Here is a 19,738-nt window from a genome sequence, read left to right on the forward strand (position 1 = left end):
TGTAACGCGGTTCTCATCATCGTCGGCATCAGTTCTCGACTAACACGAGTTAGGCCCGCCCGATGACCGACTCGCACACCCGCCGCGCTCTCCTGCGGTACGGCGCCTACGGCACGGCCGCCGCCGCGCTGGCCGGCACCGCCGCCGCCTGGGACCGGCTCACCGGAGCCGACATACCCGGCCGCGACGACGGCTCCCTCGTCGTCGCCACCCTCGGCCCCGCCTACGGCCCGGCCGCCGTGCGCACCCTCACCGAGGGCTTCGCCGAGCAGCACCCCGACATCAAGCTCCGGATCAACGCGGTGCAGGCCGTCGACTGGTCGGACTTCTTCGCGAAGATCCTCACCCAGATCGCCGCGGGCACGGCTCCCGACCTGGTCTACGTCGCCACGGAGGGCGTGCAGCTCTTCGCGCAGCGGCTCGGCGTACCGCTGGACCGCTGGGTCCGCCGCGACGCCGCCGAGCTGCGCGAGTACTTCGCCGACGTCCACCCCTCGCTGGTGGAGTCGATGATGTACGAGGGGAGCCTCTACCAGCTGCCGGTGGAGTTCAACGCGGCCGACATCTACCTCAACCGGCAGGTGCTGCGGCGGTCCGGCGCGGATCATCCGCCGCCCGACTGGACCCGGGACGACTTCACCGCGCTGCTGCGCCGGATGAAGAAGTCGAGCGGCTCCCACTTCACGCCGTACTTCTGGACCAACCGCCTGTGGGGCGGGGTCGTGCCCTGGCTCTTCGCCAACGGGACCAACCTCCTCGCCGAGTCCAAGGCGCCCGGCGGCGACTGGCTGTGGGACACCTTCTATCCGGCGGACCAGCGCCGGGGCCGCGGCGGCGGCTACCGCTGGACCACGCCGCAGGCGACCGGCGCCCGCTTCGAGGAGACGTACGACTACCTCGCCTCGCTCATCGAGGAGGGGCTGTGCACCCGCCCCGAGGGCGGCAACGGGCAGAACCTCGTCGGGGTGTTCTCCACGGGCCGGGTGGGGGTCACGCCCGCGGGCGGCTTCTGGGCGGGCGGCCTGCACCAGGCGGGCATGCGGGCCGACGCCTACGACGTGCAGTACTTCCCGCGCTGGCGCACCCAGCGCCACCAGTTCGGCGCGGCGGGCTACGCGCTGCTGCGCACGTCGAAGCGGCAGGACGAGGCGTGGGAGTTCATCAAGTACGCCACGCGCAAGGACACCCTGACCCGGCTGTTCACCACCAACCAGACGACTCCGGCGCGCCGTTCGATGCTGACCGCCGGCCGCTACCGGGAGACCGGCCCGGACCACTGGCGGGTCTTCTACGACACCCTCGACCGGTTCCCCGACACCGGGCCGATCCCGGCGCCGCCGCAGGTGGCGGAGGTCGAGCAGGTGCTGCTGAAGCACACCGGCACCGCCCTGGCCGCCCCGCGCGCGGTGCGTCCGGCGCTGCGCAGGCTCCAGGGCGATCTGGAGAAGGCCATGGAGCGTGACGTATGACGAACACCCAGATCCCGCCGGTGGAGACTCGGCCCGTGTCCCGGCCGCCCGCGGTCCCGGCCCGCCCCCCGGCGCGGGAGCGCGGCACGCGGCTGCTGGCCGCCCTGTTCCTGGCGCCGACGATCGTCGGCATCGTCGTGTTCACGGTCGTCCCGATCGCCGGCTCGGTGGTGCTGAGCCTGTTCCACTGGAACGTGATCGACTCCCCGCGGTTCGCGGGGGCGGCCAACTACGGCGAGGTGTTCAGCGACTCCACCGTGCTGGTCTCCTTCCGCAACACGCTGCTCTTCATGGTGCTGGCGGTGGCGCTGCAGCTGGTGATCGCGCTGGTGCTGGCGATCACGGTGAACGGGCGGATGCCGGTGTGGCTGCGGTCGGTGTTCCGGTCGGCGTTCTTCTTCCCGCTGGTGCTGTCCGCGGCGTCCATCTCGGTGGTGATGAAGTACCTGTTCAACCAGGACTTCGGGGTGGTGAACTGGCTGCTCGGCCTGGTCGGGATCGCACCCGTGCCGTGGCTGACCTCGGAGAACGGGGCGATGGCCGCGGTGGTCCTGGTCTACGTCTGGCAGCAGTTCGGGTTCTCGTTCCTGCTGTTCGTGGGCGGGCTGAACAACATCCCGAAGGAGGTCCACGAGGCCGCCGCGCTCGACGGTGCGACGGGCCTGCGCAAGCACCTCCACGTCACGCTGCCCCTGCTGTCGCCGACGCTGCTGGTGGCGTCCGTGGTCGGCATCATCAACGCGCTCCAGGTCTTCGAGCAGCCGTACGTGCTGACGAACGGCGGGCCCGGCGACTCCACCCGCACCGTCGTGATGGTCATCTACGAGACCGCCTTCGAGCAGCTGCGGTTCGGTACCGCGTCCGCGGTGGGTGTGCTGCTGTTCGTGCTGATCATGGCGGTGACCGCCCTCCAGTTCCGGCTCAGCCGGCGTTTCGTCCACTACCAGTGAGCCGGGTGAGTCCCATGAGCCACACAACCCTGACCGCCGGCCGGGCGCGGTACGCGCTCGCGCCGTGGGCGCGCATCGCCGGCCTGGCCGTCTGCGCGCTGCTGACCCTCGGCCCGGTGATCTGGACCGTGTCCACCTCGCTGCGCGTGCCCGCCGAGTCCTTCGACCTGCCGCCGAGGATCATCCCGTCCGAGCCGACCGCCGAGGCGTATCGCGGGGTCTTCGACCAGATCGACGTCTGGCTGCTCGCGCTGAACTCGACGCTGGTGACGGCGCTGATCGCGGTGGGCCAGATGATCACGGCGGGGCTCGCGGGGTACGCCTTCGCGCGTCTGGAGTTCCGCTTCAAGAAGCCGCTGTTCGCGCTGGTCCTGGCGACCATGATGGTGCCGTTGCAGGTCACCATCGTGCCGGTGTTCCTGGTGCTGAAGTCGATGGGGCTGACCGACACCCTGCTCGGGCTGATCATCCCGGCCTTCCCGACCGCGTTCGGCACGTTCCTGATGCGCCAGTACTTCCTGGGCATGCCGAAGGACCTCGGCGAGGCGGCGATGCTCGACGGCGCGGGCCCGTGGCGGGTGTTCCGGTCCGTCTACGCCCCGCTGGCCGCGCCCGGTCTCGCGATCGTCGGCGTACTCGCCTTCAACTACCACTGGAACGAGTTCTTCCGCCCGCTGATCCTGGAGACCTCCGGGCAGAACTACACACTGCCCCTGGGGCTGGTCTCCCTCCAGGGCAACCTGGGCACCGGTTCCGTCTCGGTGGTGCTCGCCGGAGTCGTGCTGTCCATGATCCCCGCCGTCGCCGTGTTCGTCGTCGGCCAGCGCCCTCTCCGTGAGGGCATCACCTCGGCAGGAGTCAACCGTTGAGCCTCGACCCCAACGCCCCGCGCTTCCGGGTCCGTCCGCCGGCCAACTGGGTCAACGACCCGAACGGCCCGTTCCGTTGGCGTGACCGCTACCACCTCTTCTATCAGCACAATCCGAACGCCCCCGTGCACGCGGACATCCACTGGGGCCACGCCTCCAGCCCGGACCTGGCCCGCTGGGAGCACCATCCGATCGCGCTCACCCCGACGCCCGGCGGCCCCGACGAGGCGGGCTGCTGGTCCGGCTGCGTGGTCGACGACGGCGGAGTGCCGACGGCCGTGTACACGGGCATCGACCGGCACCACACCGGCCTCGGCGCGATCTGCCTGGCCCGCGCGGCGGACCCCGACAACCCGGCGCTGACCGAGTGGACGCCGTCGCCCACGCCCGTGGTGGCGGGGCCGCCATCCGGCCTGGACGTGGTGATGTTCCGCGACCCGTTCGTCTTCCGGCACGCCGGCCGGCGCTGGGCACTGGTCGGCGCGGGCCACGCCGACGGCACCCCGTCGGTCCTGCTGTACGACTGCGACGACCTCGCCGACTGGCGGTTCGCGGGAGTGCTCCTCGACGGCAACGACCCGGTGGCGGTGGACGCGTTCGGCGACAAGGCGGTGGGCTGGGAGTGCCCGCAGCTGTTCGGGACACCGGGTGGTGAGTGGGTCCTGGTGGTGTCGCTGTGGGACGGCGACCCCGTCTCGACGGGCTACCTGACGGGCAGTCTGAGTGTCGTCGGCGACGGCGACTTGAGGTTCGCTCCCCGCACCGGCGGCCCTCTCGACCACGGCCGCGACTTCTACGCCCCCGCCGTCCTCCAGGAGCCCGAGCGGGCCCTGATGTGGGGCTGGTCCTGGGAGTCCCGGGAGCCCGCCGAGGTCGAGCGGGCCGGCTGGGCCGGGGTGCTCACCGCCCCACGGGTCGTCGACGTCCACCCCGACGGCGCCCTGCGGGTCGTCCCCGCGCCGGAGCTGGACGCGCTGCGGGCGGCGCGGCCGTTCGTCACGGCACCCGGCGCGGGGACGCGGCTCCCGGACGCGTACGACCTGACGGTCACCGCCCGCGCGGTCACCACCGTGCGCCTGGGCGAGGCCCTGACCCTCCGCCTGGACCCCGCCGAGGGCACCCTGACCGTCCGGAGCGCGGCGCGCCCCGCGCCCGTGGAGGTGCGTACACCGCCCGGCGGGGAGCTGACCGTCCGGGTCCTCGTCGACGGTTCGCTGTACGAGGTGTTCGCGGGCGACCGCGCCATGGTGACCGAGCGGATCCACCGGTGGCCCGGTGAGGCGCCCGAGCTGAGCGTCGAGGGTTCCGAAGCGACGGTCACGGCGTGGGGGCTGACACCTCCGGCGCTGAACTGATCACCGGCAGACACTGGGCCGCGCCGAACGGAGCCCGTCGGGCGCGGCCCGCCGCTGGGAGGCAGTCAAGCGGTCCGGGGGGAGAGGCGAGGGCCGGGGGCGCGGCGCGCCGGGGGGCTGGCCCCGCCCACGCCCCGCCCCCTGGCCGGCCTTCAGCCGCTCCCTGCGGCAAGACCGCGGCCGGGCCTCACTCCCCCAGCGCACGACCACCACACAGCCGGGGACGCTCAAGGGCTGGTCCGCCGTCGGCCACCCCGGGAGCGGGGACGGCTTCTTGGCCGGCCGGCCGCGCTTCCACACACCGGGCTCCACGCCCCACTCCCCCGGCTCCGCCCGTCACGGAGCGGGAGACAGTCGCTCGGCGCGCCGGACCCCGGCCACCATCGGAAGACCAGTGGCCCCCTCACAGAGCCGGACCAGGAGCCGGGCCCACCGACGCGCGGGTGACCACCGGGCAGGCCAGGCGGCGGACGGTGGCCGGTGGGGTGCGGCCGGTGCCGATGGCGTCGAGGAGGAGGCGGGTGGCGGCCTCGCCCATCGCGCGGTGCGGGAGGGCGACCGTGGTGAGGGCGGGGGTGAGGAAGGCGGCCATGTGCTCCTGGTCGTCGTAGCCGACCACCGACAGCTCGCCGGGGACGGCGATGCCGAGCCGGGTGGCGGCGTGCAGGACGCCCGCCGCGACCCGGTCGTTGTAGCAGAAGACGCCGGTGGGGCGCCGGGCCGGGTCGGCGCCGTCGAGGAGCCGCGTCGCGCCTTCGTAGCCGCCGGAGATCTCGCCGCCGGTGCGGACCACCCACTCCTTGGGGACGGTGATCCCCTCGGCGCGCAGCGCGTCGCGGAAGCCCCGCAGCCGCTCCACCGACGCGATGTCGTCCATGCCGCCGATGTGGGCGATCCGGCGGTGCCCCTGGTCGAGCAGCAGCCGGGCCGCGGTACGGCCGCCCGCCCGCTCGGCGGGGATGACGGCGGGCAGGGAGTCGTCCTCGGGCAGGCAGTTGGCGAGCACGGAGTGGGTGCGGTGCAGGCCCTCGGGGACGCGGACGCGGCGCAGTGACATGGCGGCGTAGATGATGCCGTCGACGCGCCGGTCGAGGAGTTCGGCAACGGCGGCGTCCTCCTTGGCCGGGTCGCCGCCGGAGTCGATGGTGAGCACGAGGTGCTCGCTCGCCCAGGCGGTCTCCATCGCGCCGCGCAGCAGCCGGCCCGCGAACGGGGAGGACGCGATCTCGTCGGTGACCAGCCCGATCACGGCCGTACGGCGGCGGCGCAGGCCGCGGGCGACGGGGTCGGGGCGGTAGCCGAGCTGGGCGGCGGCCTGTCGGATGCGTTCCTGGGTGGCGGGCGAGAGGTTGCCCGCGGCGCGGCCGTTGAAGACGAAGGAGACCGCGGTGTGCGACACGCCGGCGAGCCGGGCGACGTCCCGTGAGGTGGGACGCCCGGGTCCCGTCGTGTGCTTGTCCTCGGCGCTCGTCATGCCGTCCGCTGCCCTCTGCTTCCCCCACCCGTACGGTTGATCACTGCTCAGCCTATCGGCGCCGGGCCGTGTGCGACCGCCCGCGGGAGGATGCGGCGGGCGGGCCCGGCGGGCGGCGGGTGGGCGAGATCCGCGCCGGGCCCGGTCGGGGTGCGCGGCGGCCGTACGCTCGCGCGGGTGCGCAGGCCCTCACCCGCGGTGGGCGCGCAGGGCGGCGAGGGCGCGGTCGGCGTGGGTGTTCATGCGCAGTTCGCTGCGGACGACCTCCAGGACGGTGCGGTCCCGCGCGATGACGAAGGTGACCCGCTTGGTGGGCGCCAGGCTGAACCCCCGTTTGACCCCGAAGCGTTCGCGGACCGTGCCGTCGGCGTCGGACAGCAGCGGCATGCCGAGGGTGTGCCGGCCGGCGAACTCCTGCTGGCGTTCGACGCTGTCGCCGCTGACGCCGACCGGACGTGCGCCGACGGCGGCGAACTCGGCGGCCAGGTCCCGGAAGTGGCAGGCTTCGGCGGTGCAGCCGGGGGTGAGGGCGGCGGGGTAGAAGAACAGCACCACCGGCCCCTCGGCGAGGAGTCCCGTGAGGCTGCGGGTGACGCCGGTCTCGTCGGGCAGCGCGAAGTCCTCGACCTTGTCGCCGACGTTCACGGGTGCGGTCACGACCGTCCCTCCGCGTTCTTCGCCACGCTGCGGGCCCACAGCACGAGCGGCAGTTGCAGCGGCAGCCGCCCGTAGGCGACGGCCTTGTGCGGGGCGGGGCGGTGCCGCCAGTCGACGGCCATCTTCACGTTGGCCGGGAAGACGCCGACGAAGAAGGCGGCGGTGGCATGCGCGGCGGCCTTGCGGGTCCTCGGCAGGGCCACTCCCGCCGCGAGCGCGAGTTCGGCGAGTCCGCTGACGTGGGTCCAGGTCCGCGGCTCGCCCGGCAGGGCGCGCGGGACGATCGCGTCGAACTGGCGCGGGACGGCGAAGTGGGCGGCGCCCGCGGCGGCCAGCAGGCCGGCGAGCAGCAGGGGCGAGCGTGCGGACCGTGACACGGTTCCTCCTCGATGGCGGCTGCCGCCGGATGCTACCCGACGGTAACGGAGGCTTCGCAGCCCCCGTGGCCGTTGACGCCGAGTGACGGGCCGCATCGGTCAGACCGCCCGGTCACGGACGCCGGTCGAGCCGCCGCCGCTCGACGCCGGCCGCGGGTGCCCTGACGGGCGGCCGGTTCGCGGCCGGGTCCCGGGCGGAAGGCCCGCGCGACGGCACCCCTAGGAATGCCACCGCGCGACGGCACCCCCCGGAAGGCCCGCGCGACGGCACCCCCAGGTTTGCCCGCGCGACGGCACGCCCCGGAAGGTCCGCGGCCCGGCCGCCCGGCCCGCGCGCCCGGCGCCGTTCAGGGGAAACCGTCGTGCGACACGCGTGACGGCCGTCCACCGCGTCGACATCTAGGGCCGTGACCCTGCCGCTGATCGCCCCCATGCTCGCCACCCCCGGCACCCTCCCGCCCGCCGCCCAGGACGCGCGCTGGGCGTACGAGACCAAGCAGGACGGCCAGCGCGTGGTGGTGTATCTCGCCGGGGACGGCGGCCTGGTGCTGCGCGCCCGCTCGGGGGACGACATCACCGCCGCCTACCCGGAGCTGCTGCCCCTGGGCGGCGCGCTCGGCCGTACGCCCGCCGTCCTCGACGGCGAGGTGCTGGCGCTGGACGAAGGGGGGCGGGCCGACTTCCAGTTGCTCCAGTCCCGGATGGGGCTCGCCCACGCGCCCGCCCGGGCGGCGCGCCGGGCGGCCCGGGTGCCGGTCCATCTGGTGCTGTTCGACGTGATGCACCTGGCGGGCCGCTCCCTGATCGGCCTGCCGTACGCCGAGCGGCGCGCCCGGTTGCGGGAGCTGGGTCTGGAGGGGCCGTTCTGGTCGACGCCGGGAGCGCTGGTCGGGCACGGCGAGGAGGCGCTGCGGGCCACCCGCGAGCACGGCCTGGAGGGGCTGGTGTGCAAGCGGCTGGACTCGGTGTACGAACCGGGGGTGCGCTCCCGGGCCTGGATCAAGATCCGCAACATGCGGGCGGTGGACGTCGTCGTGGGCGGCTGGCTGCCCGGCAAGGGCCGCCTGACCGGGCTGCCGGGCGCTGTCCTGGTCGGCCAGCGCGCCGCGGGCACGCTGCGCTACGTGGGCAGTGTGGGCACCGGCTGGAGCGAGGCCGAGCGCACCGAACTGGCCGCGCTGCTCGGCGAGTTGGCGACCGACGTCTGCCCGTTCCGGCCGAGGCCGGCGGCGCCGGGCGCGCACTGGGTGCTGCCCCGGCTGGTGGGCGAGGTGCGTTACAGCACGCGCACCCGGGCCGGACTGCTGCGCCAGCCGTCGTGGCTGCGGCTGCGACCCGACCTCACCCCCGAGGAGTCGTCGGCCGACCTGCCCGAGACGGGTCCGTGACGGCTGCCCGGGCACCGGCTGTTGAACCGCGGTTCACTGCCGGGTCATCCGTGATCCCTTGGCACGGCCGGGGTTTGTGGGCATCCTGAACTGCCTTTCCCCCCACAGCCGTTGGGCTGCGCCCGGATCTCGGAGGAGGACGCAGTGTCGTCGCAGAAGTCCGTTTCGCACCGCAGGAGATGGCTCACCGGTCTCGCCGGGGCCATCGCCCTCGTCGTCGCCTTCCCCGGCACCGCCCTGGCCGCCCCGCCACCGGCGCTGCCCGCCAACGCGGAGGCGGCCGAGCGCGCCTACCAGCCCGCGTTCGACTACGACACGGACGGCTGCTACCCCACGCCGGCGGTCAGCGCGGACGGCACGGTCAACGGCGGGCTCGCCCCGACCGGCGCCCTCAACGGGAACTGCCGGGACGCCTTCGACCTGGACAACACCAACAGCTACTCCCGCTACAAGTGCAACAACGGCTGGTGCGCCTACCTGTACGGCCTGTACTTCGAGAAGGACCAGGCCCTCCCCGGCACCAGCCTCGGCGGGCACCGGCACGACTGGGAGCATGTCGTGGTGTGGGTGCAGAGCGGCCAGGTGCGGTACGTCGCGACGTCCAACCACGGCTCGTTCACCGTCACCGCCGCCTCCCAGGTGCGCTTCGACGGCACCCACGCCAAGGTCGTCTACCACAAGGACGGCGTCGGCACCCACTGCTTCCGCCCGGCGAACGCGGGCGACGAACCGCCGGAGAACCACAAGGGCACCTGGCAGTACCCGCCGCTGGTCGGCTGGAACGGCTACCCGGCGGGCGTCCGGGAGAAGTTGAGCGCGTACGACTTCGGCAGCGCCCACTTCGGCCTGAAGGACGCGAGCTTCGCGAACCACCTCGCGTCGGCGAAGCCGTCGGGAATCGCCTTCGACCCGTACGCGTGACACCGCGGGACGAGGCCGAGATCGTGGCCGCGGCCGGTATGGGGCCCCGGATCGGGCCCGGGGCGTAGGACCCGCGCCCTGCGCGGGTTCGGCCCCCTGACCGATCCCGGTGGCCCGCCGGGGCCGTAGCGTCCCGGCCATGACCACGAACGACACGAGCGGACGGCTCGACGAGGCATTCGAACGGCTCCACGGCTCCGGCCCGGAGTTCCGTGGCTGGCTCAGCAACCACGCGCCCATGGTGGTCGAGTCGCTGGCCGCGCACGGTCAGGCCGGGGCCGTGCACCGCTGGCTGGACCTGTACAGCGACCGGCTGGAGGAGTTCCCCTCCCGCGTCGAGCCCGTCACCGACGCCAACTGGCGGGCCGCGCTGGGCGATCCGCGGCGCGCCGCCGACTGGGTGGACCACTTCACCCGGGCCGTCACCGACCGCCCGTGGCGGGCCGTCCTCGCCGAGTGGTGGCCGCGTCTGCTGCCCGGGCTGTACGCCGCGGCCACCCACCCGGTCATCCGCGTCGGGCACGCCGTACGCGCCCTGGAGGCCGAGGAGAACGCACCGCGGCTGACCGAACTCGCCCACGCCCTCGGCTACTGGGCGGCCCGGCACCTCCCCGTCTCCGGCATCACGGCGCTGCCGGGCGCCCCCAGCGCGGCCCTGAGCCTGGACGCCGTGCCCCCGCTGGAGGCCGCCGAGGGCGGCTATCTCGACCGGCTCGCCGCCGTACGGGACCTGCCCGTCTGGGCGGCCGACGTCACCGACCCGGACACCGCGCGGGCCCGGCTCACCGAACTGGTCCGGGCCGCGACCCACCGCTACGCCACCCATGGCCACGGCGACGAGACGATGCTCGTCCACGCGGCGACCGCCCCGAACGCCGTGCTGCGCACGCTGGAGGCCTTGCCCCGCGAGCTGTGGGCGCCCAGCCTGCACGCCGCGTGGACGGCCTCGGCGGCGATCACCGCGATGTACGCCCCCGCCGAGCCCGCCGACTACACGCCGCCCGCCCGGCTCACCGCGGAAGAGGTCGTCGAACGCGCCCTCGCGCACGGCGACGAACACGTCATCAAGTTCACCGACACGGCCCTCGACGTCGGCGACGAGCAGGCGCTCGCCGCAGCCCAGCGCTCGGTTGAACTCAGCGAACCCCTGGTCTGATCGCACCCCGTCGGCCGATGATGACCGGATGGATCATGACGACAAGCTCCCGTCGGCGGTCGCCGCCGACACCCTGCTCGCCCTCGCCGAAGGCCATCACGCCCGCACCGTACGCCCGGTCGGCACCCGGGAGGCCGCCGGGCACCTGGTGAAGACGTACGCCCTCCAGGCACCGGGCCGCACGGTCGCCGAACGGGACGTCGAGGCCGCCCTGCGGCTCGCCGAGGGTCATCTGGCGCTCGGCGCGCAACACGGCTCCCTCGGGCTGTCCGTGCTGATCGTGCACGCGGGCGGCGACGGCGACTACGTGCTGGTCCACACCTGGATCGAGGGGCACATGGCGGACCTCGCGCTCTTCACCGGCCCGGCCGGTGAGCCCGCGCTGCTGCGGCCGGGGCGCGCGGGGCTCGCGCCCTGTGTGTGGGAGGCGGCGCTGCTGGCGCACGAGCGGGAGGCGTTCTCCCGGCACGTCCTGGACGGCACGGGACCGCTGTCCGGCCGGCTCGCCGCCTGGAGCGCGGACACCGTCGAGGGGACGGTGCGCTGAGCGACGCGCCCCGGCGGGGTCCGGACCGGAGCGATGAGGTAACCGGCGTGCGCCGTCGGGGGATTCGACCCGGATGCTAGGAGACGGACGCGCCGGTGGGTCTATCGTGTCCGGCATGTCCGTTCCGGAACTGATCCGTATCGTCTCCCGCGACTCGCCCATGGCCCTGGCCCAAGTAGAGCGCGTCCGCGCGGAGCTGTCCGCCCGCTACCCCGGCGTGCGTACCGACGTGGTGCCCGTGAAGACCACGGGCGACAAGTGGCTGGGGGACCTCTCCCTGGTCGAGGGGAAGGGGGCCTTCACCAAGGAGGTCGATGCCGCGCTGCTGTCCGGCGCGGCCGATCTCGCGGTGCACTGCGTGAAGGACGTGCCCGCCGACCGGCCGCTGCCTGCGGGCACGGTGTTCGCCGCGTTCCTGAAGCGGGACGACATCCGCGACGCGCTGGTGCACCCCGGCGGCCTCACTCTGGACGAGCTGCCGCCCGGGACGCGGATCGGCACGTCGTCGGTGCGCCGGATCGCCCAACTCGCCGCCACGCACCCGCAGCTGGAGTGCGTGCCGTTCCGCGGCAACGCCAACCGGCGGCTGGAGAAGCTGGCCGCGGGCGAGGCGGACGCGCTGCTGCTCGCGGTGTCCGGTCTGGAGCGCATCGGGCGGCGGGACGTGATCAGCGAGGTGCTGTCGCCGGAGACGATGATGCCGCCCATCGGCGCGGGCATCCTCGCCCTGCAGTGCCGCGAGGACGACACCGCCCTCATCGACGCGGTCAGCGCCCTCGGCGACCCGGACACCCACCGGGAGGCGACCGCCGAGCGGATGTTCCTGCATGTGCTGCAGGGGCACTGCAACAGCCCGATCGCCGGTTACGCCCGGGTGGACCGCGGCGGTGAACTGTCGCTGCGGGCCTGTGTGTTCACCCCGGACGGCAAGACCCGCCTCAACGCCCACGAGTGGGCCGGGCGGCTGGACGCGGCCACCCTCGGCACCTCGGTCGCGGTGGCGCTGCTGCGGCAGGGCGCCCGGGAGATCATCGACGGCATCCCGCACTGACCGGCGGTCCGGTGCGTGCGCCCGGCGCCGACCGGGCGCAGGCCGGGCGCGCATCAAGCGGCGATGAGGGCGCCGGTCAGGCGGTGCCTTCCTCCGCCTGGTCGCGCAGGAAGGTGCTCACCTGGTGGGCGAGGCTGTCCCGGCCGACGGGCGAGTGCGCGTACGCCGTGCCCTCGGGCAGGCCGATGCCGCCGGACCACATCCGGCGGTCGGTCCAGTCGTCGTCGACCCGCAGCTGGATCTGCACGTCCACCTGCCCCAGCGCCGCCTCCGGTCCGGCGGCGTACAAGACGGCCGTGACCCGGCGCAGCGGGTAGATGTCGTAGCCCTCGATGAACTGGGAGTTGCGCCAGTCCATGAACACGCTCTCCCCCTCGGGGCCGATCCGCACGTCGATCTGGCCGTCCTCCAGGTGGACGCCGAACCGTTCGGTGCCGCGGTTCTCTACGGTGACGCGGAGGCGGAAGTACGTCAGCCCGTCCGCGGCGTCGTCCCGGCCGCGCGGCGGCTCGGCGAGTTCCAGTCGGTGGACGCGCAGACGCAGACCGGCGTGCTCCTCGTAGTCCTGCCAGTCCCCGACCACGTTCGGCTCGTACACACTGCACCTCTCGACCTCTAAGAGCTGCTTCCTATCCGTGGGCTGAGCGCACTGTCAAATGAGCGGAATGGGCTGTTGCCCCGGTTTTCCGGGCCTTGATCGGTGATCAAGCCGTGGGCAGGAGGAATCCGCCGCGGCCCGGTCCGGCGGGGTGGGCGGGCGTGCCGTACATCACGTTCCGGCCCCTGGCGCCAGCGTCCCGGCTCCCTGGGCCGGTGGCCGCCCGCGTTCTGTCGTTCCCTACGAAAACGCCGGAAAGTTCATGGAAGGCGTTTCGTCCCGATTTGTCCCGGGAATCTCCTGGGAAGTGCTTCGGACAGGAGGCACGTCCGTGGGAGCCTGTGCGCAGGGGACCCCGGCGTCCCGTATGCCAGTGCCCGAACGCATCTCCCACGGTGTCCGCCCATCCGGCACCCCGTGAGGGAGGCACACGCGCCATGGGTACGGCCGGCAGAACGAAGCAGCATCCGCACGACGACGCTCCGGACACCACGGAAGCGTTCGAACGACTCCAGGAACTCCCCGAGGGCAGCCCGGAGCGCCGGGCCCTCAGGGACGAGCTGGTCCGGCTCTGGCTGCCGATGGCCGAGCGGATCGCCGTCCGCTTCCGCGGCCGCGGAGAGGCCCTGGAGGATCTCTACCAGGTGGCGGCCCTCGGACTGGTCAAGGCCGTCGACCACTACGACCCGTCGCGCGGCCGCGCCTTCGAGGCGTACGCCGTGCCCACCGTGACCGGTGAGATCAAGCGGCACTTCCGGGACCACATGTGGACCCTGCACGTGCCGCGGCGCGTCCAGGACCTGCGCAACCGGGTGCGGCGGGCGGCCAAGGAACTGTCCCAGACCACCCCGGGCAGGGCCCCGACGGTCGCCGAGATCGCCGAGCACGCCCACCTGAGCGAGGCCGAGGTGGCCACCGGCATGGAGGCCCTGGAGTGCTTCACCGCGCTCTCCCTGGAGGCCGAGATGCCGGGCACCGACGGCTACGCCCTCGGCGACGCGCTCGGCGGGCCCGATCCGCGCTACGACGTCGTGGTCGACCGGGTGGCCGTCCGGCCGTGCCTGGAGGCTCTGCCGGAGCGTGAGCGCACCATCCTCTACCTGCGGTTCTTCTGCGGCATGACGCAGAGCACCATAGCCGACCAGCTCGGCATCTCGCAGATGCACGTCTCCCGGCTGCTGAGCGCATGCTTCGCCCGGCTACGGGGGGAACTGCTCACGGAGGCACGCGAGCGGTAGCCTCCGCGGGAGGCCCTCCGCTAGGAGTAACCGTCGCTAGGAGAAACCGTCCTCGGGCAGTGCCCCCGGGATCTGGGTCGGGCCGTGGCGGTCCAGGGCGTCCTCCAGCTCGGCCCGGATCTCCGGGGGCAGCTGCCCCCGGCGGCCCCAGATGAGGATCAGCTCGGCGACATTGCGGAGCTTGACGTTCGTGTGCTGGGAGACCTCCTTCAGCACCATCCAGCCCTGGTCGGGGGTGACCCGGCCCAGCGCCACCATCATCCCGATCGCCTGGTCCACCACGGCGTGGGAGGAGACGGCCTCCTTGAGCTGGGCCACTTCCTGCTGCAGTGCCGAGATCCGGTCCGTCTCGTCGGCCGGCTCGCTGGGTGTGTGTGCCACCCGTCCATCGTGCCACCGCGAGTCTGTCGTGCCACCGGGGTACTCGACAGGCGCCAAGGGTGGTTCCGGTTGGACACTGGTGTGCAACCGGTGGCCGCCGGCCCCACGAACCCAGGGACCACTGCCATGACACAGCACCCCACACCCTCCGCCCGTCCGAGGGAGGTCGTCTCCACCGACTCCGTCTTCGGCGCACCCTGCTGGGTGAGCCTGACCAGCCGGGACCTGGCCGCCACGGAGTCGTTCTACTCGGCCGTGCTGGGGTGGCAGTGGCGGTCGGGGAAGCTCGGTGACCGCTTCCGGATCGCCCTGGCGAACGGGGCGCCGGTGGCCGGGATCGCCGGGATGGCCGGCATGGGGATCGCGGCGGTCGCCTGGACGCCGTACTTCGCCGTGCGCAGCGCGGACGAGGTGGCGAGCCGGGTGCAGGAGCGCGGCGGCACCGTCGCGGTCGGCCCGATCTCCTTCCCGCCCGGGCGCGGGGCGCTGCTGGCCGACCGGGACGGGGCGACCTTCGGGGTCTGGGAGGGCGCGCTGTTCTCCGACTGGGAGACCTGGCGGCGGGCGGCGCCCGCGTTCATCCGGCTGCACACCCGCGACGCCTTCGACGCCGCGATCTTCTACGGCGAGGTCCTGGACTGGGCCTCGGCGCAGCCGGGCTGCTGCGAGGTGGAGTACGAGGGCGAGGAGGTCGTGCTGCGCAGCCGCGGCGACATCGTCGCCCGGATCGAGTCCGGCGCCGTCGAGTCGGCCCCCGACCCCACCATCCGGCCCCACTGGCAGGTGCACTTCTCGGTGCCCGACGTGGCCGCCTGTGCCCGCGCCGCGGAGGTGCGGGGCGGGAGCGTGCTGCGCGAGTCGCCCGACGAGGCGGTCCTCCGCGATCCCGACGGCGCCCAGTTCACGGTGACGTCCCGGCGGGAGCGGTAGGGGAACGACGTGGTGAGCGGGCGGCCCGTACGGGCCGCCCGCTCACGTGTACGCCGTACGGCTCAGCCGGTCTTCGTCCCGCGCGGCGGCCGGGACAGCAGGACCAGGCTGCGGCTCTCCACCGCCACGACGGTGCCGGCCTTGTGCTCGGTCTCGTCCGGGGTGTCCGGGTCGGCCGTGTCGAGGACGGTCGTCCAGCGCTCCCCGTAGGTCGCGTCGGGGAGGCGGAAGTCGACGGGCTCCCAGTAGCTGTTCAGCAGCAGCAGGAAGGAGTCGTCGACGACCGGGCGGCCCTGGGCGTCGGGCTCGGCGATGGCGTCGCCGTTGAGGAAGACGCCGATGCAGTGCGCGTCGGAGCGCTGCCAGTCCTGGTCGGTCATCTCGCAGGCGTTGGGCAGCAGCCAGACGAGGTCGGGCAGCGGCTGGTCGGCGTGCATGGCCGTCTCGCCGCGGAAGAACCGCCGGCGCCGCAGCACCGGGTGCGCCGCGCGCAGCCCGATCACGTACCGGGTGAACTCCAGCAGGTCGCACCGGCCCCCGTCGAGCCGCCAGTCGATCCAGGAGACCTCGTTGTCCTGGCAGTACGCGTTGTTGTTGCCGCGCTGGGTGCGGCCCAGCTCATCGCCGTGGCAGAGCATCGGGATGCCCTGGGACAGCATCAGCGTGGCGAGGAAGTTGCGCTGCTGCCGGGCGCGCAGTTCGAGGACGGCCGGGTCGTCGGTCTCGCCCTCGGCGCCGCAGTTCCAGGACCGGTTGTTGCTCTCGCCGTCCCGGTTGCCCTCGCCATTGGCCTCGTTGTGCTTGTCGTTGTACGAGACCAGGTCGCGCAGGGTGAAGCCGTCGTGCGCGGTGACGAAGTTGACGCTGGCGCGCGGGCGGCGGCGGCTGTGCTGGTAGATGTCGGAGGAGCCGGTCAGCCGGGAGGCGAACTCGCCGAGCGTGTACTCCTCGCCGCGCCAGAAGTCGCGGACCGTGTCCCGGTACATGCCGTTCCACTCCGACCACAGCGGCGGGAAGTTCCCCACCTGGTAGCCGCCCTCGCCGACGTCCCAGGGCTCGGCGATCAGCTTGACGCGGCTGATCACCGGGTCCTGCTGGATCAGGTCGAAGAACGCCGACAGCCGGTCCACCTCGTGGAACTGCCGCGCCAGGGTCGCCGCGAGGTCGAAGCGGAAGCCGTCGACGTGCATCTCGGTGACCCAGTACCGCAGCGAGTCCATGATCAGCTGGAGTACGTACGGGTGCCGCATCAGCAGGCTGTTGCCGGTGCCGGTGGTGTCGTAGTAGTGCCGCCAGTCGCCGTCGACCAGGCGGTAGTACGAGGCGTTGTCGATGCCCCGGAAGGACAGCGTGGGGCCTTTCTCGTTGCCCTCGGCGGTGTGGTTGTAGACCACGTCGAGGATCACTTCCAGGCCGGCCTCGTGCAGCGCCTTGACCATCGCCTTGAACTCGGCGACCTGCCGGCCTCCGGTGGAGTCGGCGGCGTAGCCGTTGTGCGGGGCGAAGAAGCCGATGGTGTTGTAGCCCCAGTAGTTGGACAGCCCGCGGTCCTGGAGCACCCCGTCGTGCACGAACTGGTGCACGGGCATCAGCTCGACGGCGGTGACGCCGAGCGAGGTCAGGTGCTCGACGACCGCGGGGTGGGCGAGCCCGGCGTAGGTGCCGCGCAGTTCGGGCGGCACCTCCGGATGGGTGCGGGTCATGCCCTTCACATGGGCCTCGTAGATCACGGTGTCCGCGTACGGGCGGCGCGGCGGGCGGTCGTCACCCCAGTCGAAGTACGGGTCGGTGACCACGCCGAGCATGGTGTGCCCGGCGCTGTCGGCCGGGTCGGGCCCGGCGGGCGACCGTTCGTACAGCGACGGGTGGTTGTCGATCTGCCCGTCGACGGCGGTGGCGTACGGGTCGAGCAGCAGCTTCGCGGGGTTGCAGCGCTGGCCGACGGCCGGGTGCCACGGACCGTGCACCCGGTAGCCGTACCGCTGGCCCGGTCCGACGCCGGGCAGGTAGCAGTGCCAGACGAAGCCGTCGACCTCGTTCACCGGCACCGTGCGGTGCCTGCCGTCGTCGTCGACGAGGACGAGTTCGACGCGTTCGGCGACCTCGCTGAAGAGCGCGAAGTTGGTGCCCTGACCGTCGTAGGAGGCACCCAGCGGGTAGGGGTGCCCGCTCCACGCGGGCACCCCGGTGTTCCGGTGCGGTTTCGTCGTCACCGTGCGTCCTCCAGAGCGCCGTCGGCGGAGTCGGCCGGTGCGGCCAGGACGGTGACCGGGAGGGTGCGGGGCACCTGGAGTCCCTCGCGCAGACGCGGCGCGGGGGCCGCCGGGACCAGCGGTGCGCGGCGGCCGGCGCGGGCGCGCTGGGAGAACCAGATCACCTTGGAGCCGGTGTCGGTGGCGCAGCAGCCCCAGCCGTCGCTGATCGCGGCGATGTGCTCGAGGCAGCCGCGCAGGTCCTGGTCCGGGCGGAGGTTCTGGTCATCGTCGCCGACGGCGGTGATCAGGTGCTGGCCGTTCCACCACATCTCGATCGACGTGTTCTTGTCCGTGGCGTGTTCGTCGATGGCCTTCAGCAGCAGCTCGGTACTGCGGCAGACGGTGTCGACCAGGTTCTCGAGGTCCCAGTACCTGAGGTGAGCGGCCAGGATGCGGCTGACCTGTCCCACGCGTTCCGGACTGACTTCCACGTCGAGGTGGTAGTAGCAGGGCACTGCGGTCTTCATCGTGTTGGCTCCTCACCGGCGAGGATCTCGCTCCCTTCCTCGCCCTAGCGGGCCGGATCCCCCTCCTCGGACACGAAGCGTGAACACCGATCGCTTCTGAGTCACCTCAACACTGGGGGTGCTAGCCCATTCGTGCAACACGAGCGGGACACGAGAGGTGGTTGAAGCTCTAACAAGACGCTGGGTCGTCGTACGTGCACCATGAGTGAAGGCCTCGATCGCCGTAACGGAACTCCGTGCCGCTGTCGTGCACGGCACCGGCCCGACCGTCGGGAACGCGCCTCGAGTGCCCCGGAAGGTGAAGGGCGCCATGCTGCTACCCGCCAGAGCCGAAGTCGCCCGGCAGCTGCGGCGGTACCGGGCGTGGGAGCGAGTGATGCTCGCCTCCCCGACCGACCGCGCGGTGCGGGCGACTTTCGAGGACTCGGGTTACACCCTGTGTGTGCTCATGGGGAAGCGGTGTGCTCGGGAGGCCGCGGACGCGGCCGAACGGTTTCTGCGCACCACGCTGACCACCTATTTGCAGGAACAGAACGACCGGCCCCACAGGAGCGGCGCCGCCCGGCGCGGCCCGCCCTCGGGACCCCGTTCCCGGGTGGCCCGGTAAGTCACCCGTTCGGCGCAGGATCACGAGCCGGGCCGCAGGGCCCGGCTCCGAGTACGGCGGAGGTGAGACCCATGAACACGACGGTGGCCATCGGGCGCATCCCGGTACGGGACGTCCACCCGGCTGTCGAGTGCGGCAGGCGCCCGGCGAAGGCGGTCACGGGCGAGACGTTCCAGGTCACCGCCACCGTGTTCCGCGAGGGCCACGACGCGGTCGGCGCCAATGTCGTGCTGCGCGACCCCGCGGGCCGCCCCGGCCCGTGGACGCCGATGCGGGAACTCGCCCCCGGGAGCGACCGCTGGGGCGCCGAGGTCACTCCGACGGCCGAGGGCCGCTGGACCTTCACCGTGGAGGCGTGGAGCGACCCGCTCACCACCTGGCGACACATCGCCGGCGTCAAGGTCCCGGCCGGGATCGACACCGGGTTCGTCCTGGAGGAGGGCGCCGACCTGTACGAACGGGCCGCCGCCGAGGTCTCCGAGGACGACGCCCGCGCGGTGGTCCTGGCCGCCGTACGGACCCTGCGCGACGACTCCCTGCCGGTGGCGACCCGCCTGGCGGCGGCGCTGACCCCGGAGGTGGACGCGGTGCTCGCCCGGTACCCGCTGCGGGAGCTGCTGACGCGGACTCCGCCGTATCCCCTGCTGGTGGAGCGGGAACGGGCGTTGTACGGCTCGTGGTACGAGTTCTTCCCCCGCTCCGAGGGGACGGAGGAGCGTCCGCACGGCACGTTCCGCACGGCGGCGCGCAGGCTGCCCGCGATCGCGGGGATGGGTTTCGACGTCGTCTATCTGCCGCCGGTCCACCCGATCGGGACGACCCACCGCAAGGGCCCCAACAACAGCCTGTCCGCGGGCCCTCACGATGTGGGGGTGCCGTGGGCGATCGGCTCGCCCGAGGGCGGGCACGACGCCGTACACCCGGACCTGGGCACGATCGAGGACTTCGACTGGTTCGTGGAGCAGGCGCGCGGGCTGGGTCTGGAGATCGCGCTGGACTTCGCGTTGCAGTGCTCGCCGGACCATCCCTGGGTGGACAAGCATCCGGA

Annotated in this window: 20 protein-coding genes; 13 read left to right on the forward strand and 7 right to left on the reverse strand. The window is 72.9% G+C overall.

The features are described 5' to 3' along the window. Positions 1-62 precede the first annotated feature (62 nt). Genes ACIG0D_RS23415 through ACIG0D_RS23430 form a run of 4 tightly spaced genes read left to right on the forward strand, consistent with a single transcriptional unit; the run spans position 63 to position 4,643 of the window. Entirely contained in the window at positions 63-1,469 is a 1,407-nt protein-coding gene (locus tag ACIG0D_RS23415) for an ABC transporter substrate-binding protein (RefSeq protein WP_399804057.1), read from the forward strand. After that, positions 1,466-2,419, forward strand: a complete 954-nt coding sequence (locus ACIG0D_RS23420; RefSeq protein WP_399804060.1) for a carbohydrate ABC transporter permease — start codon at positions 1,466-1,468, stop codon at positions 2,417-2,419. The genes ACIG0D_RS23415 and ACIG0D_RS23420 overlap by 4 nt, the downstream gene beginning before the upstream one ends. A gap of 14 nt (positions 2,420-2,433) precedes the next feature. Then, positions 2,434-3,288 carry a carbohydrate ABC transporter permease gene (locus ACIG0D_RS23425; RefSeq protein WP_399804063.1) on the forward strand — a complete coding sequence of 285 codons (855 nt, stop codon included), beginning with the start codon at positions 2,434-2,436 and terminating at the stop codon, positions 3,286-3,288. Continuing rightward, complete coding sequence (locus ACIG0D_RS23430; protein ID WP_399804066.1) at positions 3,285-4,643, forward strand: glycoside hydrolase family 32 protein; 1,359 nt, start codon at positions 3,285-3,287, stop codon at positions 4,641-4,643. The genes ACIG0D_RS23425 and ACIG0D_RS23430 overlap by 4 nt, the downstream gene beginning before the upstream one ends. Positions 4,644-5,046: 403 nt before the next feature. Here the strand turns inward: ACIG0D_RS23430 and ACIG0D_RS23435 are convergent, their stop codons facing one another. The 3 genes from ACIG0D_RS23435 to ACIG0D_RS23445 form a co-directional block, all read right to left on the reverse strand. Beyond that, positions 5,047-6,117: a LacI family DNA-binding transcriptional regulator gene (locus ACIG0D_RS23435; protein WP_399804069.1), complete on the reverse strand. Its 1,071-nt coding sequence runs from the start codon at positions 6,115-6,117 to the stop codon at positions 5,047-5,049. A 189-nt stretch (positions 6,118-6,306) separates the two neighbouring features. Beyond that, the gene (locus ACIG0D_RS23440) at positions 6,307-6,774 is read right to left on the reverse strand and encodes a peroxiredoxin (RefSeq protein WP_399804072.1); all 468 of its coding nucleotides are present in this window, start codon (positions 6,772-6,774) and stop codon (positions 6,307-6,309) included. Beyond that, the gene (locus tag ACIG0D_RS23445) at positions 6,771-7,151 is read right to left on the reverse strand and encodes a hypothetical protein (protein ID WP_399804075.1); all 381 of its coding nucleotides are present in this window, start codon (positions 7,149-7,151) and stop codon (positions 6,771-6,773) included. The genes ACIG0D_RS23440 and ACIG0D_RS23445 overlap by 4 nt, the downstream gene beginning before the upstream one ends. Positions 7,152-7,558: 407 nt before the next feature. Here ACIG0D_RS23445 and ACIG0D_RS23450 point away from each other — a divergent pair, with 407 nt between their 5' ends. From ACIG0D_RS23450 to hemC, 5 genes are all read left to right on the forward strand, one after another. Next, positions 7,559-8,539 (forward strand): ATP-dependent DNA ligase, encoded by a 981-nt coding sequence (locus tag ACIG0D_RS23450; RefSeq protein WP_399804078.1) that lies wholly within the window; start codon positions 7,559-7,561, stop codon positions 8,537-8,539. Positions 8,540-8,683: 144 nt separating this feature from the next. Further along, a complete protein-coding gene (locus ACIG0D_RS23455; RefSeq protein ID WP_399804081.1) occupies positions 8,684-9,460 on the forward strand; it encodes an NPP1 family protein in 777 nt (258 codons plus the stop codon). A 139-nt stretch (positions 9,461-9,599) separates the two neighbouring features. Further along, the gene (locus ACIG0D_RS23460; RefSeq protein ID WP_399804084.1) at positions 9,600-10,616 is read left to right on the forward strand and encodes a questin oxidase family protein; all 1,017 of its coding nucleotides are present in this window, start codon (positions 9,600-9,602) and stop codon (positions 10,614-10,616) included. Between the two features lie 28 nt (positions 10,617-10,644). Next, on the forward strand, positions 10,645-11,163 hold the full coding sequence (locus ACIG0D_RS23465) for a hypothetical protein (protein ID WP_399804087.1): 519 nt from the start codon (positions 10,645-10,647) through the stop codon (positions 11,161-11,163). Positions 11,164-11,278: 115 nt separating this feature from the next. Then, on the forward strand, positions 11,279-12,214 hold the full coding sequence (gene hemC / locus ACIG0D_RS23470; protein WP_399804090.1) for a hydroxymethylbilane synthase: 936 nt from the start codon (positions 11,279-11,281) through the stop codon (positions 12,212-12,214). A gap of 76 nt (positions 12,215-12,290) precedes the next feature. Here the strand turns inward: hemC and ACIG0D_RS23475 are convergent, their stop codons facing one another. Beyond that, complete coding sequence (locus ACIG0D_RS23475) at positions 12,291-12,812, reverse strand: hypothetical protein (RefSeq protein ID WP_399804093.1); 522 nt, start codon at positions 12,810-12,812, stop codon at positions 12,291-12,293. Between the two features lie 437 nt (positions 12,813-13,249). On the opposite strand from ACIG0D_RS23475, the gene ACIG0D_RS23480 reads away from it, so the two are divergent. After that, positions 13,250-14,050, forward strand: coding sequence for a SigB/SigF/SigG family RNA polymerase sigma factor (locus ACIG0D_RS23480; protein ID WP_399804096.1), 801 nt, complete (start codon positions 13,250-13,252; stop codon positions 14,048-14,050). A 36-nt stretch (positions 14,051-14,086) separates the two neighbouring features. Here the strand turns inward: ACIG0D_RS23480 and ACIG0D_RS23485 are convergent, their stop codons facing one another. Further along, positions 14,087-14,431, reverse strand: coding sequence for an ANTAR domain-containing protein (locus tag ACIG0D_RS23485; RefSeq protein WP_399804099.1), 345 nt, complete (start codon positions 14,429-14,431; stop codon positions 14,087-14,089). Between the two features lie 126 nt (positions 14,432-14,557). Here ACIG0D_RS23485 and ACIG0D_RS23490 point away from each other — a divergent pair, with 126 nt between their 5' ends. After that, complete coding sequence (locus ACIG0D_RS23490) at positions 14,558-15,361, forward strand: VOC family protein (protein WP_399804102.1); 804 nt, start codon at positions 14,558-14,560, stop codon at positions 15,359-15,361. 62 nt (positions 15,362-15,423) lie between these two features. Here ACIG0D_RS23490 and glgX read toward each other — a convergent pair whose 3' ends face one another. Both glgX and ACIG0D_RS23500 read right to left on the reverse strand, forming a co-directional pair. Beyond that, positions 15,424-17,574: a glycogen debranching protein GlgX gene (gene glgX / locus ACIG0D_RS23495; protein ID WP_399804105.1), complete on the reverse strand. Its 2,151-nt coding sequence runs from the start codon at positions 17,572-17,574 to the stop codon at positions 15,424-15,426. Beyond that, positions 17,571-18,083: a pep a2 gene (locus tag ACIG0D_RS23500; protein ID WP_399804108.1), complete on the reverse strand. Its 513-nt coding sequence runs from the start codon at positions 18,081-18,083 to the stop codon at positions 17,571-17,573. The genes glgX and ACIG0D_RS23500 overlap by 4 nt, the downstream gene beginning before the upstream one ends. A gap of 310 nt (positions 18,084-18,393) precedes the next feature. Between ACIG0D_RS23500 and ACIG0D_RS23505 the strand changes: the two genes are divergently transcribed. Both ACIG0D_RS23505 and ACIG0D_RS23510 read left to right on the forward strand, forming a co-directional pair. Then, positions 18,394-18,690, forward strand: a complete 297-nt coding sequence (locus ACIG0D_RS23505) for a DUF5133 domain-containing protein (protein ID WP_365765129.1) — start codon at positions 18,394-18,396, stop codon at positions 18,688-18,690. 71 nt (positions 18,691-18,761) lie between these two features. Then, on the forward strand, positions 18,762-19,738 hold a 977-nt coding region (locus ACIG0D_RS23510), incomplete at its 3' end, for a maltotransferase domain-containing protein (protein ID WP_399804111.1).

Origin of the sequence: Streptomyces sp. NPDC052773 (assembly GCF_044547145.1) — a bacterium.
Taxonomy (GTDB): Bacteria; Actinomycetota; Actinomycetes; order Streptomycetales; family Streptomycetaceae; genus Streptomyces.

Bases quoted from the DNA above. Each gene is read 5' to 3' on its own strand.
- ACIG0D_RS23420 (WP_399804060.1), top strand. From the start codon at position 1,466: ATGACGAACACCCAGATCCCGCCGGTGGAGACTCGGCCCGTGTCCCGG.
- ACIG0D_RS23460 (WP_399804084.1), top strand. From the start codon at position 9,600: ATGACCACGAACGACACGAGCGGACGGCTCGACGAGGCATTCGAACGG.
- ACIG0D_RS23425 (WP_399804063.1), top strand. From the start codon at position 2,434: ATGAGCCACACAACCCTGACCGCCGGCCGGGCGCGGTACGCGCTCGCG.
- ACIG0D_RS23465 (WP_399804087.1), top strand. From the start codon at position 10,645: ATGGATCATGACGACAAGCTCCCGTCGGCGGTCGCCGCCGACACCCTG.
- hemC (WP_399804090.1), top strand. From the start codon at position 11,279: ATGTCCGTTCCGGAACTGATCCGTATCGTCTCCCGCGACTCGCCCATG.
- ACIG0D_RS23500 (WP_399804108.1), bottom strand. From the start codon at position 18,083: ATGAAGACCGCAGTGCCCTGCTACTACCACCTCGACGTGGAAGTCAGT.
- ACIG0D_RS23435 (WP_399804069.1), bottom strand. From the start codon at position 6,117: ATGACGAGCGCCGAGGACAAGCACACGACGGGACCCGGGCGTCCCACC.
- ACIG0D_RS23505 (WP_365765129.1), top strand. From the start codon at position 18,394: ATGCTGCTACCCGCCAGAGCCGAAGTCGCCCGGCAGCTGCGGCGGTAC.
- ACIG0D_RS23415 (WP_399804057.1), top strand. From the start codon at position 63: ATGACCGACTCGCACACCCGCCGCGCTCTCCTGCGGTACGGCGCCTAC.
- ACIG0D_RS23480 (WP_399804096.1), top strand. From the start codon at position 13,250: ATGGGTACGGCCGGCAGAACGAAGCAGCATCCGCACGACGACGCTCCG.
- ACIG0D_RS23490 (WP_399804102.1), top strand. From the start codon at position 14,558: ATGACACAGCACCCCACACCCTCCGCCCGTCCGAGGGAGGTCGTCTCC.